The following is a 15,241-nucleotide window of genomic DNA, read 5'->3' as shown; positions in this document are numbered from 1 at the left end:
TCTCAGAGAAAGCGACGGTAGTCGTAGTCCGTGACGTCAGAGGCGGCGGCGTCCGTGGCCATGTCCACCAGCGACTGGTGCAGGGGGGACTTGGCGCAGGCGGGATCGGTCTCGGACGCGTCGCCGGCGATGGCCATGGCCTGACACCGGCAGCCGCCGAAATCGATGTCCCGGCGCTCGCAGGTCCGGCACAGATCCGGCATCCAGTCGGTGCCGCGATAGGCGTTGAAGGCCTGCCCGTTCTGCCAGATGTCCGCCAGCGACTTTTCCTGAATCCGGTCGAAGTGCAGGCCCGGAATGCTCTCCGCGGCGTGACAGGGCAGTACCTTTCCGGCTGGCGTCACGTTCAGGGAGCGCCTGCCCCAGCCGCCGACGCACGGTTTGGGCAGCCGCGCGTAATAGTCCGGCACGACCGCATCGATGACGATCTCGCCCTTCAGTTCCCGGCGGAGGGTTTCCACCGTCTGAAGGGCCGTCTCGACCTGCTCCCATGTCGGCATCAGGGCCGCGCGGTTGCGCAGGGCCCACCCGTAGTACTGCGTGTGCGCAACCTCGACGCGCTTCGCCCCCATCGCGACGGCGGCGCGCACCATGTCCTCGACCAGTTCGATATTGGCACGATGGATCACGGCGTTGACGGTGAGCGGCAGGCCGAGGTCGATCACCTGGGCCGCGAGTGCGCGTTTGGCGGCGTGGGCGCCTTTCAGACCGGCGATCCGGTCGGCGGCTATATCCTCGACACCCTCGAACGAGATCTGCACGTGATCCAGACCGGCATCGGCCATCGCGGCCATCACATCCGGCTTCACGCCGACCGCCGCCGTGATCAGGTTGGTGTAAAGGCCGACGCTGGCACAATGTCCGACGATCTCGACGATATCGCGGCGGGCGGTGGGCTCGCCGCCGGACAGGTGCACCTGCAGGACACCCAGATCCGCGGCTTCCGAAAACACGCGTTTCCAGTCGCCGGTCGACAGCTCGGACGCGCGGCGATCCAGTTCGACGGGGTTCGAGCAATAGGGACAGTGAAGCGGGCAGCGGTGGGTCAGTTCCGCCAGCATGCCGATGGGCGGCTCTATCGCGGCGGGCGCGGTCACAGGTCCAGAAAGCGCTTTTCGGCCAGATCGCCCAGCATCTTCTTCACATCACCATCGATCTGGTCTCGCGGTGCGTTGAAGCCGGCGGCCAGGTCATCGACGATCGCCGCAACCGTGACACTACCATCGATGCGCTTCAGGATTTCGTGCGCGATCGGATCCAGCCTGATGATCCGCTCCGGTGCCATCAGGGTCCACCCGCCCCGCGCCTTGTCCTCGCGCAGTTTCACGCCGCGCGGCAGCTTCGGTACGGCGCTGTCGGCGACGTCTGTCATGTCAGTCCCGCTCCGGCACGAAGGCGTCGGGCGGCACCATGCCGGGTTCGACATAGGAGAAATAGAGCGCATCGAGCTGGGACCAGAGCACGGTGCACTTGAACGTCAGCGCGTGCAGCACAGCCTTCTGCTGATCGGGGCGTGTCGCGTGTTCCTTCACATAATCCAGCGCGAAATCGGAATCGCGGGGGGCCTGCGTCAGCCGTTTGTTGAAATAGCCGAGCGTCTGTTCGTCGACGAAATCGTAGTTGGCCAGCATGCCCGACACGCGCTCGGAAATGATGGTGGGGGAGAACAGTTCGGTCAGGGAACTGGCGATCGCATCCAGAAGGGGCATCTCGCGCACGAAATGCACATAGGCCTGCACGGCGAACTTCGTCGTCGGCAGGATTCCCTGCATGCTTTCGACATAGTCGCGGTCGAGCCCGAGCCCTTCGCAGAGACGCAGCCAGCGTTCGATTCCGCCTTCGCCGGTCGTGTCATCGCCGTCGTGATCGACGATCCGCCGCCGCCATTCGCGGCGCAGTTCGGCTGTCGGCAGCCGCGCCATCAGCGACGCATCCTTGGCGGGAATATGCGCCTGATAGCAGTATCGGTTCAGCGCCCACGCCTGGACCTGCGCCCTGGTCAGGTCGCCGCCGTGCAGCAGTCTGTGGAAGGGGTGCAGGTTGTGATAGCGGCGCGCGCCGATGTCGCGCAGGGCCGCTTCCAGTTCCGCAGGTGTCAGGGTGGAAGCCGTCATGGCACGCTCTCCGAAAGGCGCTGAAGCACCCGCTCAGACATGAAAAGGGCCGGCAGGTATAGACCGGCCAGCCCCCTTCGACATGCAACTGACCGTGAGATCAGAATTCGGCAGGGAAATACCCGTTAATTTCCATACCAATGCAAATCTCTTCGATCACAGGTGTATGCCAGATCACGAGATCACCTCCCTTCGCTATGTTGAACAAGAACTCAGTTTTTGAAGCCTAGCCGCGTTACCGCATCCCCGCAATGCTCAACTTTTCGGCAGTCTGCGGGCGTTGGGGAAAAACACCTGCCTGCCCGCCAGCCGGAACGATGCAATCGCAGCCTGACCCTCGGCGGAGATCAGCCAGTCGATGAACCGTTTCGCCGCGCCGGCCTTCACGTGCGGATGGCGCTCCGGGTTCACGCGTATCACCGCATATTGATTGAACAGCGCAGGATCGCTTTCGAACAGGATGCGATGACCGCCCTTGTTGGCGAAGCTGGTCCATGTGGCGCGGTCGCTGAGCGTATAGGCACCCATCGCCACTGCCGCGTTCAGGGTGGCCCCCATGCCCGAACCCATCTCGCGGTACCAGTTCTGCCGCGTTGCCGGTTTGCCGCCCGCCCTGGCCCAGAGGCTGATTTCCGCCCTGTGGGTGCCGCTCTCGTCACCACGCGATGCGAAGGGCTGTTCAGCCCGCGCGATCCTTCCCAGCGCGTCGGCGGCGGTTTCCGAGGTGCCCACCCGTGCGGGATCGGCGGCAGGTCCGACGATCACGAAGTCATTGTACATCACGGGCAGACGTCGCACGCCGAAGCCGTCCGCCACGAACCTTTCCTCGCTTTCGCGATGGTGGGTCAGCAGGACATCGGCATCCCCGTTGCGGGCCAGACGGATGGCCTGACCGGTACCGACCGCAATGACGCGGACCTGGATTCCGGTCTCGACTTCGAACAGCGGCAGAAGGTGCGCGAAGAGTCCGGAATTCTCGGTCGATGTGGTGGAGGCCAGCGTGATCTGGTCGGCCTGCGCCGCCTGTCCTCCCCCCGTCAGGATCAGGATCGTCAGTACTCCAAGCAATCGTCTCACCACAGCAATCGTCCTTCCAGAAATGCCCGGCCGGTCTCGGTGCCCGGCGAAGCGAAGAAGCGCTTCCCGTCGGCCTTTTCGACCAGATGTCCGTCATGCAGGAAAATGATCTCGTCGGCGATCCGGCGGGCCTGGCTCAGATCGTGTGTCGTCATGATGATCTTGGTGCCGCTGTCTCCGATCCGCCCGATCAGATCCTCGACCTGCCCGGTCGCACCGGGGTCCAGGCTGGCCGTCGGTTCATCGAGAAACAGCACCTCCGGTTCAAGCGCATGCGCCCGCGCCAGCGCCAGCCGTTGCTGTTCGCCCATCGACAGCGAGGGGGCATAGCGATCCGCCAGTTCCGCAAGCCCGGTGATGGCCAGCGCAGCTTCGATCCGCTGGACCTGCCGTTCGCGGGGAACCCTGTGGAGCGCCAGCCCGTAGGCGACGTTGGCCTTCACTGACCGGCGAAGCATGACCGGTTTCTGAAACACCATGCCCTGCGCGCGTCTCTGGTTCAGCCGGTCCGTCTCGGTCCATGTGATGGTCCCGCGTGTCGGCGCGATGAGTCCGTGACAGAGGCGCAGCAGCAGGCTCTTGCCCGCCCCGTTGGGGCCTAGAATGACTGTCTTGCCCGGGGATCCGATCGTCAGGCTGATGCCGTCGAGCAGGGTGCGCCCGTCCGCATCCAGTCCGATCCCTTCCAGTTCAAGCGGGAGCAGGGCCATGGGTCAGAGCCCCCGGTGCCGGGTCGTGCCGCTGATGATCGAGGCAACGGCGTTCACACCCAGCGCGATCAGCACGAGGATGAAGCCGAGCGCCAGAGCCAGCGCGAGATTGCCCTTTGCCGTCTCAAGCGCGATCGCCGTGGTCATGACCCTGGTGGCATAGGCGATGTTGCCACCGACGATGAAGACGGCACCGACCTCGGCCATGGCGCGCCCGAACCCGGCCATCACCGCCGTCATCAGGGCCGTGCGGCTGTCCCACAGCAGAGTGCGCAGCATCTGTGCGGGACGCGCGCCGAGGGAGCACAACTGTTCGCGGTATTCATCGTACAGGTCGCGGACGATCTGGCGTGCGAGCGCTGCGACGATGGGCGTGATCAGCAAGGTCTGTGCGATGATCATGGCACCGGGCGTGAACAGCAGACCGAGCACGCCGAGCGGACCGCTGCGCGACAGCATCAGATAGACGATCAGTCCGATGAAGACCGGCGGAAGTCCCATCATGGCATTGAGCAGGACGATGGCCGCCCGCCGGCCGGGGAAGCGGTAGACCGCCATCGCCGCGCCGAGGGGCAGGCCGATCAGCGAGGCCAGGGCGACCGCGCTGAGGCTTACCATCAGCGAGCGGCCGACGATGTCGATCAGTTCGGCATCCAGTCCGAAGATCAGGCCCAGCGCGAGGCCGAATGCTGTGGCGATATCCGACATGGCCTGCAGGAACACGAGATCGCGGGCCGGCGCAAGTCCAGTTGCGACATGGTCCGCACCAAAAAAGGCCGGCCTCCTTTCGGAGACCGGCCTTTCGGGTTTCGCGATGTCAGCGGTGTCAGCCGACGGCGTCAATCGCCCGGCGTGTCATGACCGTGCACAGGTGCGCGCGATAGTCGGCGCTGCCGTGAATGTCGCTGTTCAGGCCGTCGGCGCTGACCACGCCATCCTTGATCGCGTCCTTCGAGAAGTTCGACGACAGGGCATCTTCATAGTCCTTCACCCGGAACACGCCCGGTCCCGCGCCGATGATGGCCACCCGGATGCCGTCGGCGGTTTCCGCGACGAACGAACCGGCCATGGGATAGCGGGAGGCCGGGTTCTTGAACTTGGCGTAGCCGGCCTTCTTCGGGATGGGGAAATGCACTTCGGTGATGATCTCGTCTTCTTCCAGTGCCGTGTCGAACATGCCGGTGAAGAAGTCGTCCGCGGCAATCTCGCGCTTGGTCGTCTTGACCGTCGCGTTCAGGGCGACGACGGCGCTGGGATAGTCGGCTGCGGGATCATTGTTGGCGATCGAGCCGCCGATCGTGCCGCGTGCCCGCACCGCCGGATCGCCGATGGTGCCCGCCAGATAGGCCAGTGCCGGGATCGCCGACTGGACCTCGCTGGACCCCGCGACCGCGCCGTGGGTGGTCATCGCGCCGATCACCAGCGTGTCGCCGCTGCGGCTAATGCCAACCATGCCGGCACCCGCCAGATCGATGACGTCGGACGGGCTTGCCAGGCGCTGTTTCAGCGTCGGGATCAGTGTCATGCCACCGGCCATCACCTTGCCGTCTTCAGCCGAACCGAGAGCCTGTGCTGCCGCATCTGCGCTTGATGCTTTCTGATAATTGAATTCGTACATCTCTGATCCCCCTTATTCGGCAGCCTGCTTCATACCGCCATGGATGGCCTTCCAGATCTTCGCTGGGGTGGCCGGCATGTCGATATGATCGACTCCGTAATCCTTCAGTGCGTTGACAATAGCGTTGATCACCGCGGGCGGCGATCCGATCGCCCCCGCTTCGCCGCAGCCTTTCACGCCCAGCACGTTGTGCGTACAGGCGGTCACCTGATGATCGATCGAGAAGAACGGCACATCGTAGGCGCGCGGCATCTGGTAATCCATGTAGGAACCGCTCACCAGCTGGCCGTTGCTGTCATAGACGGCGTTCTCGAACAGGGCCTGACCGATGCCCTGCACCAGCCCGCCATGCACCTGTCCCTCGACGATCATCGGGTTGATGACGTTGCCGAAATCGTCGGTGGCATGGAACGCAACGATATCGACCATGCCCGTATCGGGGTCGATCTCGACCTCGCAGACGTAGGTGCCGGACGGGAAGGTGAAGTTCTTCGGATCGTAGAACGCGGTCTCTTCCAGTCCCGGCTCAAGCTCTTCCAGCGGATAGTTGTGCGGGACATAGGCCGTCAGGGCGACATCGCCGAAGGCGACTTCCTTGTCGGTGCCCGCTACCTTGAACATGCCGTTCTCGAAGACGACGTCCTCCGACGATGCTTCCATCAGGTGCGCCGCGATCTTGGTGGCCTTGTTGATGATCTTGTCGGTCGCATTCGACAGCGCGACGCCGCCAACCGCCATCGACCGTGAGCCATAGGTGCCCATGCCGAACGGGATCTTGTTCGTATCGCCGTGAACGATCTCGATCTGCTCGATCGGCATGCCCAGCTTCTCGGACACGATTTGCGCGAAGCTGGTCTCGTGACCCTGGCCGTGGCTGTGGCTGCCGGTCAGGACCTGGATCGAGCCGGTGGGGTTCACACGCACGGTGGCGCATTCGTACAGACCCGCCCGCGCGCCCAGCGCGCCCGCCACATTGGACGGGGCGATGCCGCACGCCTCGATATAGCAACTGATGCCGATGCCGCGCAGCTTGCCGCGCGATGCGGCTTCCTTGCGGCGCTCCTCGAAGCTGTCCCAGTTGCTGGCCTTCAGACCGGCAGACAGGGTGGCCTCGAAATCGCCCGTGTCATAGGTCAGGGCGACCGGCGTGTCATAGGGGAACTGGTCCGGCTGGATGAAGTTCTTCCGGCGGATGGCCACGGGGTCCATGCCCATCTCGGCGGCGGCCTTGTCGACGATCCGCTCCAGCAGATAGGTCGCTTCGGGCCGCCCTGCGCCGCGATAGGCATCGACGGGCACCGTGTTGGTGAAGGCGGCCTTGACCTCGGCATAGATCACCGGCGTCGTGTACTGACCGGCCAGCAGTGTCGCGTGCAGGTAGGTCGGGATCGACGGCGCGAAGGTGGACAGGTAGGCCCCCATGTTCGCGATGGTGAATTCACGCAGCGCCAGGAACTTGCCGTCCTGGTCCAGCGCCAGTTCGACCGTGGTGATGTGGTCGCGGGCGTGCGCGTCCGACAGGAAAGCCTCTGACCGGTCCGAGGTCCACTTCACCGGACGTCCGATGACCTTGGCCGCGACGGTCATGATCGCTTCTTCGGCATAGTGATAGATCTTCGAGCCGAAGCCGCCGCCCACGTCCGGGGCATAGATGCGCAGCTTGTGCTCGGGGATCTGCAGCACGAACGCACCCATCAGGAGCCGGATCACGTGCGGATTCTGGCTGGTGGTGTAGAGCGTGTGCTCGCCACTTGAATTGTCGTAGTCGCCGATGGCGCAGCGCGGCTCCATCGCGTTCGGGACCAGCCGGTTGTTGATCAGTTCCAGCCTGGTGACATGATGTGCCTTCTCGAACGCGGCATCGACCGCGGCCCTGTCGCCGATTTCCCAGTCGAAACACTGGTTGTCGCCGGCTTCGTCATGGACGGAGGCGGGCTTGCTGCCCAGGGCCTCGCGCATGTCGATCACGGCGGGCAGCTCGGTGTAGTCCACATCGACCAGTTCGGCAGCGGCCTGGGCCTGCGCCTTGGTCTCGGCAATGACAACGGCCACCGGATCGCCCACATGGCGCACCTTGCCCTCGGCGAGGATGGGGTGCTTCGGTTCGATCATCGGCTCTTCGTTCTTGCCGATCACCTGCCAGCCGCAGGGCAGTCCGCCATAGGCGGCGAAATCTTCCGATGTCAGCACCGACACGACACCCTCGGCCGACAGTGCGGCGCTGGCGTCGATGTCGTTGATGGTCGCATGCGCATGCGGCGAGCGGACGATGACCGCGTAGGTCTGATTGTTCAGCGTGATATCGTCGGTGTACTTGCCGCGTCCCTTGATGAAGCGGAAGTCTTCCTTGCGGCGCGGGCTGGCGCCAATTCCCTGTTCCGTCATGACAGTTCCTCCCTGAGAACGTCAGTCTGTTCGAATGACCGGTCGCACAGCAGTCTAGCCGCGCATCGCCTCGGCACCTGCTTTGATGCTCTTCACGATGTTGTGGTAACCGGTACAGCGGCAGATGTTGCCTTCCAGCCAGTCCCGGATTTCGTCTTCCGACGGGTCCGGATTGTTCTTGGCCAGATCGACCGCCGACATGATCATGCCGGGCGTGCAGAAACCGCACTGCAGGCCGTGGTTCTCGCGGAAGGCTTCCTGCATCGGGTGCAGGTCGTCGCCGTTGGCCAGACCCTCGATCGTCGTCACGTCCGTGCCTTCGGCCTGAACCGCCAGCATGGTGCAGCTCTTGACGGAGCGCCCGTCGACCAGCACGACACAGGCACCGCACTGGCTGGTGTCACAGCCGACATGGGTTCCGGTCAGACGCTGTCCCTCGCGCAGGAAATCCACCAGCAGCGTGCGTCCCTCGACCTCGCCGCTGACAGCCTTTCCGTTGATCTTCATCGAGACGTTAGGCATGCCCCCCATCCTCCCTTTCGTATTTCGTCAATCAGATGTACCTCAGATGCCGCGTATCCTGCGCCGGGATCAAAACAATCTCAAGCGGCGAGCGCGACCAGCACGATAATTAGCGCGACCGCACCGACGAACCAGACCCAAACCGGCAGGCCGCTGGTCTTTTCTGCTTCGGGAACCGCCCCGGCTGTCGCCTGCGGATCGGGCGCGACAGCGACGCCGGACACGGCGGCGGCTGCCGCGTTCTGCGCCGCGGCTTCGCGGATCTCCTGCTCTTTCATGCTTTCTTCCGGAGTCTTGGCTTCGGCATCCTGATCCGGCTTTGCAGGTTCGGCGGCGTCCTGCGGATCGGGCGCGCCTTCGACTGCGATGGCCACCGGTGGCTCCTCTGCGGGCTCGGTCGACGCAGCGGCCGTCGCTTCGGTATCGCTCGATCCGGCACCGACCTGCTCGCGAAAGTTTGCAAAGAACTGGTCGGCCATCTTCTTGGCCGTGCCGTCGATCAGCCGTCCGCCGATCTGGGCCAGCTTGCCGCCGACCTGGGCATCGGCCTCATAGGTCAGATTGGTGCCGCCCTCGATCTCGGTCAGCTTCACGTCCGCGCCACCCTTGGCGAAACCCGCGGCACCGCCCTTGCCGGATCCTTCGATGCGGTAGGATTCGGGCGGGTTGAGATCCTTCAGTTCCACCGTGCCGTTGAATTTGGCCTTCACCGGGCCGACCTTCGCCGTGACGACGGCGGTCAGTTCGTTGTTCTCGGTCTTGTCCAGCGACTCGCAGCCAGGGATGCAGGCTTTCAGAATTTCTGGATCGTTCAGCGCTTCCCATACGGTCTGGCGGTCGGCTTCAATATCGTAGCTGCCGGAAATCTTCATGACCCGAGCCTCCATGAGTTCGCGCGATTTCGCGATGCCCGCAGGCATGTCGCGCTTGTTGGAATTACCGGTAAAGTTAGCGCGTCGGGGCGCACTCCCCAATTCACGCCATCGGTTTTGCGTCTCTATGACGCATGAATTGCGGCGTTTCCGACGGCAGACTTTGAAAGGATGACTGTAACCCCGATGTCGGAATCATGAACAGGGTCAGGAAAAGCGATCTCGCCATCGTCGGTGCCGGTGCCTGGGGCACGGCACTCGCGATCTGTGTCGGGCGTGCCGGTTGCGATGTCGTGCTCTGGGGGCGCGATGGCGCCGCCCTGGCCGCGCTGTTGCGCAGCGGTACACATCCGGCGCTGCCGGATGCCAGCCTGCCCGATCGGGTCACGGTGACGGACAGGCTGCCGGACCTGTGCGGCGTCGAGACGATCCTGCTCGCCACCCCCGCGCAGGCGATCCGCGCCGTCGCCGGAGACCTCGATCGGACGGGTGTCGTGCCGGATCGGGTCATCGTTGCGGCGAAGGGGATCGAGCAGTCGACGCGGTGCACCATGCCGGAACTGGCGGGCGCACTGTGGCCGTCGGCGGAGATCGGCATGCTGTCCGGACCGACGTTTGCGACAGAACTCGCGCGTGGCCTGCCCGCTGCCGCGACGCTCGCCGCGTCGGACCTGACAATCGCCCGCGAACTCGCGCGATTTTTCGCCGGCAGCGATCTCCGGCTCTACGCCAGCGATGATCTGACCGGCGTCGCCATGGGCGGCGCGGTCAAGAACGTGCTGGCGATCGCCGCGGGGGCCGTCATGGGGGCCAGGCTGGGGGCCAACGCGCGGGCTGCCGTGATCTCCCGCGGGCTGGCCGAACTCACCCGTCTGGGTCTCGCCCTGGGCGCGCGTCCCGAAACGCTGTCGGGCCTTTCAGGGCTGGGCGATCTGGTTCTGAGCTGCACCGACGAACAGTCGCGCAACTACAGCTTCGGGTTCGCGCTGGGGCGCGGCGAGCCGCCGCCCGCGAAGCTTGCGGAGGGCGCGTTGACGGCTGCGCCGCTGGTCGAACTGGCGCGACGTCATCGGGTCGAGATGCCCATCGCCGAAGCGGTGAATGCCGTGCTGAACGACGGTTTGCCCCTGCGCGAAGCAGTTGCCGGTCTTCTGAAACGGCCCGAAGGGCTGGAGTGAACGCCGCCTCTTCCCGTTCCGCGACGCTTCAACTGATGACGATACGCGGTCCCGCGCCGGTGCCGCCACTGAGGGCCACGTCGATTTTCTCGGCCACCCGGTCGGCCAGCGCCAGATAGGCCTGCGCATGTTCGCCGTCAGGGTTCGAGGCGACGATGGGCGTGCCGCCGTCGGAGGTCTCACGAATCGACATGTGCAGGGGCACTTCACCCAGAAAGTCGGTTTCCAGCTCGGCGGCGGTCTCGCGCGCGCCGCCGTGGCCGAAGATCTCCGAACGCTCCCCGCAACTCGGGCACAGGAAATAGCTCATGTTCTCGATGATGCCCATCAGGGGCACGTCCACCTTGCGGAACATGGCGATGCCCTTGCGCGCGTCGATCAGGGCGATGTCCTGGGGCGTCGAGACCACGATGGCACCGGTCAGCGGCACGCGCTGCGCCATGGTCAACTGAGCGTCGCCGGTACCGGGCGGCATGTCGACGACCAGCACATCCAGTTCGCCCCAGTTCACGTCGCGCATCAGCTGTTCCAGCGCGCTCATCACCATCGGGCCGCGCCAGATCATCGGCGTGTCGCCTTCGATCAGGAAACCGATGGACATGCAGACGATGCCATGCGCGGCCATCGGATCGATGCTCTTGCCGTCAGGGGATTTCGGTTTGCCCGACAGGCCCATCAGCCGTGGGACCGAGGGGCCGTAGATGTCGGCATCCAGCAGGCCGACCTTGCGTCCGCGCTTCGACAGCGCGACGGCCAGATTGATGGCGGTGGTCGATTTGCCGACGCCGCCCTTGGCCGAGGCGACGGCAATGATGGATTTCACGCCCGGAATGTCGGCGCGCTGGTTGGCGCGGGCCTGCCCGGGGCGCTTGCCCTGCGGCGGCCCGGCGGGGGGGCTCGAGGGACCTTCCCTGTGCGCTGTCAGGACGGCAGTGACCGACGTGACGCCGGGAAGTGCCATCACCGCTTCCTCGCAGGCTTCGCGCAAGGGTTCCTTCTGCGCACCCTTCGCGGGATCGACTTCGACCGCGAACCCGATGTTGCTGCCTTTCACCACCAGACCGGATATCATGCCCGCGCTGATCACGTCTTTTCCGTGGTCCGGATCGACCACGCGCGAGAGGGCGGCGCGAATATCGGATTCTTTGATTTCCGGCATCGTTGAAAACTCCAATCCCGCCCCGATATGAGGCTCAACGTGTAAACATATCCGCAGCGGGTTTGCCCCGCCGGGATCAACGTCATATAACGCGCTCTTCGCGCCGCCGATAGAAGCGGACGGAACGGTGCGGTAATTCAGCTCGAGATGTAAGGACACCTTATGCCCTGGAACAGTCAAGGCGGCGGATGGCAAGGCGGCGGCAACGGAGGCGGCGGCGGTAATCGCGGTCCCTGGGGGCAGGGGCCCTCGGGCGGTGGAGGCGGCGGCGGCGGTCCGCAGAAGCCCGACATCGAAGAGATGATCCGGCGCGGCCAGGATCGTCTGAAACAGTTCTCGCCGGGCGGCGGGGGCAACAGGACGGTCATCATCATCGTCGTGCTGCTGATCATCGCGGTGGTCGCGGCCTGGCAGATGGCCTATCGCGTCTCACCCTCGCAGCAGGGCGTCGTGCTGCGGTTCGGCGAGTACGTCCGGACGACCAACTCCGGCCTGCACTTCAAGCTGCCGGCACCCATCGAGACCGTGCTGCTGCCCGAGGTGACGAAGGTCCAGCAGACCGATATCGGATTCCGCCGCACCGGCCAGGACCGCAAGAACGACATCAAGGACGAGAGCCTGATGCTGACCGGTGACGAGAATATCGTGGATATCGATTTCTCGGTGCAGTGGAAGATCAACGATGCGGGCAAGTATCTGTTCGAGATCGAGAACCCGCCACAGACCCTGAAGGTGGTGGCCGAGAGCGCCATGCGCGAAGTGATCGGCCGCGCGCCGATCCAGGCCATGCTGACCACCGACAAGAACCGGATCGAGCAGGAAGTCCAGACCCTGATCCAGAGTACGCTGGATGACTATCAGGCCGGCATCAGCATCGAGGAAGTCAAACTGCAGCAGGTCGACCCGCCGAGCAACGTCATCGACGCTTTCCGCGACGTTCAGCGTGCAAAGGCGGACCGCGAGCGCAAGAAGAACGAGGCCGATGCGTACGCCAACTCGATCGTGCCGGTGGCGCGCGGTGAGGCGGCCAAGATGCTGGAAGAGGCCGAGGCCTACAAGCAGCAGAAGATCGCCGAGGCCGAAGGTGAGGCAAGCCGTTACGCCGCCATCGCGCTGGAATATCAGCGCAACCCCGGAGTCACGGGTCGGCGTCTCTATCTGGAAACGATGGAGCAGGTGCTGAAGGGCATGGACAAGGTGATCATCGACGACAAGGGCGGCAACGGCGTCGTGCCCTATCTGCCGCTGAATGAACTCACCGGCAGGAACAAGGGGAACAACCAATGAGAATCATCGGCATCACAGTCGGCGTTCTGATCCTGATCCTGGCCATCGTCGGCTACAGCGCGATCTACACCGTCCACCAGACCCAGCAGGCCATCGTGCTGCAGTTCGGCAATCCCGTTCACATCGAGAACGATCCGGGCCTGCACTTCAAGGTCCCGTTCATTCAGGACGTGGTGTTCCTCGAAAAGCGCATCCTGTCGCTGGACACCGAACCGGATGAGGTCGTGACCGCCGACCAGAAGCGGCTGGTGGTCGATGTCTTCACCCGCTACCGCATCTCGGATCAGCTGGAATTCATCAAGGCCTACTCGACGATGGAAGCGGCCAAGAACCGGCTCGACACGATCGTCGGATCGAAGTTGCGCGAACTGCTCGCCAAGGAACAGTTCACTGCGCTGCTGACCGGTGAACGCGCGGAACTGATGAACCGTCTGAGCCGTCAGGTCAGCGCCCAGATGGCCCCGAACGGCATCGAAGTGGTGGACGTCCGCATCAAGCGGGCCGACCTGCCTGAGCAGAACAAGGACGCGATCTTCCAGCGCATGCGCACCGAACGCGAGCGCGAGGCCAAGGAAGAGCGTGCGCTGGGCGACGAAGAGGCGCGCCGGATCACGGCGAAGGCCGATCGCGACCGGACGGTGCTGCTGGCCGAAGCGAAGAAGACCTCTGAAATCCTGCGCGGTGAAGGCGACGGCGCACGTGCCGCCATCTTCAACCAGGTGGCGGAACAGGATCCGGACTTCTATTCCTTCTACCGCTCGCTGCAGGCCTATCGCGAGGCGCTGAACAGTGACGACACCACGCTGGTGCTCAGCCCCAACTCGGACTTCTTCAAGTTCTTCGGCGATATCAAACCGATCGAACCGCGCTAGCGTTTGCACGGGCTGATCGTCCTCGATGACTGAGCTGCTGGTCGCGCTTGCCCTGGCACTGGCCCTGGAGGGCGCGGCCTATGCTCTTTTTCCCGACGGCATGCGGCGGGCGATGGCGACGCTGCTTTCCCTGCCGGCTGACCGGATCAGGGTCATGGGGCTGGTCGCCTGCGTGACCGGGGTGGGACCGGTCTGGCTGCTGCGCGTCTGAGCCTTTGTCAAAGCGCGGCGGCAACGGCCTCCAGGAAGGGGTCGCGCACCGCCATGCGACGCAACTGGGCGACGGTTTCCCGGACGTAGTCCGCATTGTGCCCGCTGTGTCCTTCCGATCTGCGGACCGTGTCGGCGGCGGTCTCCACAGTCAGGCGTCCGGCGTATTGCGGATTGGTGCGATCGACGGTGAAGGTCACGCCATCGACCCGGCGACCGTCCTGCAGGCGCAAGGTGACGCGCGAGGGCCGGTAGACCGGCGTCACCATCTCCCGTGCGGCAAGATATTCGAAGGCACCGGGTGCTTCCCGGGCCGGCACGCGGAACGCGCTGCCGATGCAGGACCCGCCCCGGTCGAGACCCATGACGAGACCCGGCGCGTGCTGCAGGCCCCGGTGATACCAGGACCAGACACACAGTCTCCGGTGACGTCCCGGCAGCATCGCCCGGTGCTGTTCGACATGTTCGAATCCCGGCCGCCACATCAGCGAACCATAGCCGAAGATCCACAGATCGCCGTCGGGAAGGGTAAAGCCGGAAGCGGGTCTATCGTTCGTCAGGTCAGACACGCCCGCCCCCGGCAGATCCTGTAATTCAGTTTTTCAACTTGGGCGATTTGACGACGAGGACGATGTCATCGTCAATCTCGTCCTGACCGTAGCTCATGCCGAAGTCGAGCCGCTTGATCGTGCCGGACGCCGTGAAGCCGGTATCGTCCTGCACCACGTCGAACGTCACCTCGCGGGTCACATCCAGCAACGTCAGGTCGCCCGTGACGCGGCCCTTGCCCGGCCCGGTGCTGACATATTCCTTCGAGACGAAGGTCATCTCGGGGTGTTCGACGGTGTTGAAGAACTTGTCGGATTTCAGCTCTTCGGTGCTGGCGTCGGTATCCGCCTGTATCGAATCGGTGCTGATCGTGATGTTCACGCGACTGGATGTCAGGTCCTTTTCGTCGATGACGATATCGCCTGAGATCACCTTGAAGGTGCCCTTGATCTGGCTTCCGTCCGGTCGAGCCATCGAGAATTCCGATGAGGGAGACATGGCATGGCTGCCCGCGATCGCGGGTGCCGAGAGGGCGAGGGCCGTTGCCAGCGCAATCGAAGCTGTGAGGCGTTTCATTTTTTAGTTCCTTTTTTCCGCTACACGTCCGGCGCATGAAGAAAGCGCCCGACCCCACCGATGTGGCGAGAAACGCGCCCGTCTCAAGGCGCGGCGCTGCGACCTGTCCGCG

The 15,241-nt window shown here is 64.3% G+C and carries 16 protein-coding genes and 1 pseudogene; 4 read left to right on the top strand and 13 right to left on the bottom strand.

Annotated features, from left to right (window positions below; genetic code table 11):
- Window positions 1–2: 2 nt before the first annotated feature.
- The 10 genes and pseudogenes from pqqE to ACN0X7_RS13975 all read right to left on the bottom strand — a co-directional run bounded on the left by pqqE (window position 3) and on the right by ACN0X7_RS13975 (window position 9,298).
- Complete coding sequence (pqqE, locus tag ACN0X7_RS14020) at window positions 3–1,097, bottom strand: pyrroloquinoline quinone biosynthesis protein PqqE (protein WP_417518294.1); 1,095 nt, start codon at window positions 1,095–1,097, stop codon at window positions 3–5.
- Window positions 1,094–2,114, bottom strand: a pseudogene (gene pqqC, locus ACN0X7_RS14015) (pyrroloquinoline-quinone synthase PqqC). Before pqqC ends, pqqE begins: the two are co-directional and overlap by 4 nt.
- A gap of 100 nt (window positions 2,115–2,214) precedes the next feature.
- Window positions 2,215–2,292, bottom strand: coding sequence for a pyrroloquinoline quinone precursor peptide PqqA (gene pqqA, locus ACN0X7_RS14010; protein ID WP_417518415.1), 78 nt, complete (start codon window positions 2,290–2,292; stop codon window positions 2,215–2,217).
- A gap of 77 nt (window positions 2,293–2,369) precedes the next feature.
- The gene (locus tag ACN0X7_RS14005; protein ID WP_417518292.1) at window positions 2,370–3,194 is read right to left on the bottom strand and encodes a substrate-binding domain-containing protein; all 825 of its coding nucleotides are present in this window, start codon (window positions 3,192–3,194) and stop codon (window positions 2,370–2,372) included.
- A complete protein-coding gene (locus tag ACN0X7_RS14000) occupies window positions 3,188–3,901 on the bottom strand; it encodes a phosphate ABC transporter ATP-binding protein (RefSeq protein ID WP_417518290.1) in 714 nt (237 codons plus the stop codon). The genes ACN0X7_RS14005 and ACN0X7_RS14000 overlap by 7 nt, the downstream gene beginning before the upstream one ends.
- Before the next feature lie 3 nt (window positions 3,902–3,904).
- Window positions 3,905–4,609: an ABC transporter permease gene (locus tag ACN0X7_RS13995; RefSeq protein ID WP_417518288.1), complete on the bottom strand. Its 705-nt coding sequence runs from the start codon at window positions 4,607–4,609 to the stop codon at window positions 3,905–3,907.
- Window positions 4,610–4,727: 118 nt separating this feature from the next.
- Entirely contained in the window at window positions 4,728–5,519 is a 792-nt protein-coding gene (locus ACN0X7_RS13990; protein ID WP_417518286.1) for an FAD binding domain-containing protein, read from the bottom strand.
- 12 nt (window positions 5,520–5,531) lie between these two features.
- Window positions 5,532–7,904 carry a xanthine dehydrogenase family protein molybdopterin-binding subunit gene (locus ACN0X7_RS13985; RefSeq protein WP_417518284.1) on the bottom strand — a complete coding sequence of 791 codons (2,373 nt, stop codon included), beginning with the start codon at window positions 7,902–7,904 and terminating at the stop codon, window positions 5,532–5,534.
- Between the two features lie 54 nt (window positions 7,905–7,958).
- Window positions 7,959–8,426: a (2Fe-2S)-binding protein gene (locus ACN0X7_RS13980; RefSeq protein ID WP_417518282.1), complete on the bottom strand. Its 468-nt coding sequence runs from the start codon at window positions 8,424–8,426 to the stop codon at window positions 7,959–7,961.
- 80 nt (window positions 8,427–8,506) lie between these two features.
- Window positions 8,507–9,298, bottom strand: coding sequence for an SRPBCC family protein (locus ACN0X7_RS13975; protein ID WP_417518280.1), 792 nt, complete (start codon window positions 9,296–9,298; stop codon window positions 8,507–8,509).
- 197 nt (window positions 9,299–9,495) lie between these two features.
- On the opposite strand from ACN0X7_RS13975, the gene ACN0X7_RS13970 reads away from it, so the two are divergent.
- The gene (locus ACN0X7_RS13970; protein ID WP_417518279.1) at window positions 9,496–10,476 is read left to right on the top strand and encodes an NAD(P)H-dependent glycerol-3-phosphate dehydrogenase; all 981 of its coding nucleotides are present in this window, start codon (window positions 9,496–9,498) and stop codon (window positions 10,474–10,476) included.
- 28 nt (window positions 10,477–10,504) lie between these two features.
- On the opposite strand, the gene apbC is transcribed toward ACN0X7_RS13970, so the two are convergent.
- Window positions 10,505–11,635: an iron-sulfur cluster carrier protein ApbC gene (gene apbC / locus ACN0X7_RS13965; RefSeq protein ID WP_417518277.1), complete on the bottom strand. Its 1,131-nt coding sequence runs from the start codon at window positions 11,633–11,635 to the stop codon at window positions 10,505–10,507.
- A 162-nt stretch (window positions 11,636–11,797) separates the two neighbouring features.
- On the opposite strand from apbC, the gene hflK reads away from it, so the two are divergent.
- From hflK to ACN0X7_RS13950, 3 genes are read left to right on the top strand one after another with little or no spacing between them, the layout of a single operon-like run.
- Window positions 11,798–12,922, top strand: coding sequence for an FtsH protease activity modulator HflK (gene hflK, locus ACN0X7_RS13960; protein ID WP_417518275.1), 1,125 nt, complete (start codon window positions 11,798–11,800; stop codon window positions 12,920–12,922).
- Window positions 12,919–13,794: a protease modulator HflC gene (gene hflC, locus ACN0X7_RS13955; RefSeq protein ID WP_417518273.1), complete on the top strand. Its 876-nt coding sequence runs from the start codon at window positions 12,919–12,921 to the stop codon at window positions 13,792–13,794. The genes hflK and hflC overlap by 4 nt, the downstream gene beginning before the upstream one ends.
- Before the next feature lie 25 nt (window positions 13,795–13,819).
- Window positions 13,820–14,005, top strand: a complete 186-nt coding sequence (locus ACN0X7_RS13950) for a DUF2065 family protein (RefSeq protein ID WP_417518271.1) — start codon at window positions 13,820–13,822, stop codon at window positions 14,003–14,005.
- A gap of 7 nt (window positions 14,006–14,012) precedes the next feature.
- On the opposite strand, the gene ACN0X7_RS13945 is transcribed toward ACN0X7_RS13950, so the two are convergent.
- Both ACN0X7_RS13945 and ACN0X7_RS13940 read right to left on the bottom strand, forming a co-directional pair.
- Window positions 14,013–14,573: a gamma-glutamylcyclotransferase gene (locus ACN0X7_RS13945; RefSeq protein WP_417518269.1), complete on the bottom strand. Its 561-nt coding sequence runs from the start codon at window positions 14,571–14,573 to the stop codon at window positions 14,013–14,015.
- A gap of 25 nt (window positions 14,574–14,598) precedes the next feature.
- A complete protein-coding gene (locus tag ACN0X7_RS13940) occupies window positions 14,599–15,129 on the bottom strand; it encodes a YceI family protein (protein ID WP_417518267.1) in 531 nt (176 codons plus the stop codon).
- Window positions 15,130–15,241 lie beyond the last annotated feature (112 nt).

The sequence above is a fragment of the Minwuia sp. genome, assembly GCF_048263705.1.
GTDB lineage: Bacteria > Pseudomonadota > Alphaproteobacteria > Minwuiales > Minwuiaceae > Minwuia.
The sequence above is the reverse complement of the archived record's forward strand: the minus strand, read 5'-3'. Positions and strand labels throughout refer to the sequence as shown.

Excerpts from the sequence above, each read along its gene's own strand:
- ACN0X7_RS13995 (WP_417518288.1), bottom strand. The coding sequence starts at position 4,609 with ATGTCGGATATCGCCACAGCATTCGGCCTCGCGCTGGGCCTGATCTTC.
- hflC (WP_417518273.1), top strand. The coding sequence starts at position 12,919 with ATGAGAATCATCGGCATCACAGTCGGCGTTCTGATCCTGATCCTGGCC.
- ACN0X7_RS13985 (WP_417518284.1), bottom strand. The coding sequence starts at position 7,904 with ATGACGGAACAGGGAATTGGCGCCAGCCCGCGCCGCAAGGAAGACTTC.
- hflK (WP_417518275.1), top strand. The coding sequence starts at position 11,798 with ATGCCCTGGAACAGTCAAGGCGGCGGATGGCAAGGCGGCGGCAACGGA.
- ACN0X7_RS14000 (WP_417518290.1), bottom strand. The coding sequence starts at position 3,901 with ATGGCCCTGCTCCCGCTTGAACTGGAAGGGATCGGACTGGATGCGGAC.
- ACN0X7_RS13950 (WP_417518271.1), top strand. The coding sequence starts at position 13,820 with ATGACTGAGCTGCTGGTCGCGCTTGCCCTGGCACTGGCCCTGGAGGGC.
- ACN0X7_RS13990 (WP_417518286.1), bottom strand. The coding sequence starts at position 5,519 with ATGTACGAATTCAATTATCAGAAAGCATCAAGCGCAGATGCGGCAGCA.
- ACN0X7_RS13980 (WP_417518282.1), bottom strand. The coding sequence starts at position 8,426 with ATGCCTAACGTCTCGATGAAGATCAACGGAAAGGCTGTCAGCGGCGAG.
- apbC (WP_417518277.1), bottom strand. The coding sequence starts at position 11,635 with ATGCCGGAAATCAAAGAATCCGATATTCGCGCCGCCCTCTCGCGCGTG.
- ACN0X7_RS13940 (WP_417518267.1), bottom strand. The coding sequence starts at position 15,129 with ATGAAACGCCTCACAGCTTCGATTGCGCTGGCAACGGCCCTCGCCCTC.
- ACN0X7_RS13970 (WP_417518279.1), top strand. The coding sequence starts at position 9,496 with ATGAACAGGGTCAGGAAAAGCGATCTCGCCATCGTCGGTGCCGGTGCC.
- ACN0X7_RS13975 (WP_417518280.1), bottom strand. The coding sequence starts at position 9,298 with ATGAAGATTTCCGGCAGCTACGATATTGAAGCCGACCGCCAGACCGTA.